Origin of the sequence: Brevibacterium sediminis, from assembly GCF_013623905.1 — a bacterium.
In the GTDB taxonomy this organism is placed as follows: domain Bacteria; phylum Actinomycetota; class Actinomycetes; order Actinomycetales; family Brevibacteriaceae; genus Brevibacterium; species Brevibacterium sediminis.
Genome location: NZ_JABKDD010000042.1, coordinates 1 through 1097, shown reverse-complemented (window position 1 = coordinate 1097; position 1097 = coordinate 1). Strand labels below are relative to the sequence as shown.

General features: G+C 61.2%; 1 protein-coding gene. It reads right to left on the bottom strand.

The window, feature by feature from the left end:
* A partial coding sequence (locus HK108_RS18625; RefSeq protein ID WP_181272609.1) for an IS481 family transposase occupies positions 1-997 on the bottom strand: 997 nt, incomplete at its 3' end.
* Between the last annotated feature and the right edge of the window lie 100 nt (positions 998-1097).

Here is a 1097-nt window from a genome sequence, read left to right as displayed (position 1 = left end):
TGTACTTCCCCGTGAGGTTGTGAACACGAGCTGATGGTGTGAGTCCGCCAATACCGGTATGGGGTCGATGGAAATTATAGTCATGGACCCACGCCTCGTAGGCCGCTGCACGCTCGGCTTCGCTGGCATACACCCTCGTATAAGCCCACTCGGCATCGAGAGTCCGGTTGAATCGCTCGACCTTCCCATTCGTCTGTGGTCGGTAGGGTTTCGTTTTGCGGTGTTTCACACCCTCACCAAGAGCCTCCGCGAAGGCCCGAGAACGGTAGCAGGATCCGTTATCGGTCATCACTGCCGTGACCTGAACACCGATACTCGCGAAGAACTCGTCCGCACGCCGCCAGAACCCGGACGCAGTATCCTTGCGCTCATCATCGAGGATCTCGGAGTACGCGACTCGCGAGTAGTCATCGACAGCGTGGTGAAGGAACCGGTACCCACGCGAGCCCGCAGCTCCGGCCCGGGCGGCACGACCTCGATGGGAGCCGACTTTCCTGTCCTGAGCTGACCCACGCCCATGAGCACGCCACCCGCCCCCGTCGGGGATCCGGCCCTGCTTCTTGATATCGACATGGACCAGGCGCCCGGGAGCCTCGACCTCGTAACGGATCGGGGCCGGCTTACGCACCGGCAGCCCGGTCATCTGGTCGACATGAGCCAACAACGGCATCTGGTACCGGTTCAGGACTCGACCGACAGTCGAGCGTGGGATGTGAAGGTGGTAGCTGATCCGGTGCGGACCCCACCGCCGAGTGATCCGCAACGCGAGGATACGTCGTTCCCGTTTGGTCGACAGTCGTGCAGGGCTGTGGTGTGGTCGGCTCGAGCGGTCGTCGAGACCATCGCCTGCACGGTGTCGACGCACCCATCTGGACACTGTTGCCGATGAGACTTGGAAGCGTTCGGCGACTCGGCGCTGGGACCATCCATCATCGATGACGAGAGCGACAAGGCGGCGTCTGCCCTCGATGGTCAGTGGTGCGTTACGGTGTGTCATGAAGACCTCCGGGACTCGATCATGAGTGTGGTTACCCATATCGGTATCGGAGGTCTTCGTTGTGTTTCAACTACCGTTCACAACGTGTCGGGGAAGTACA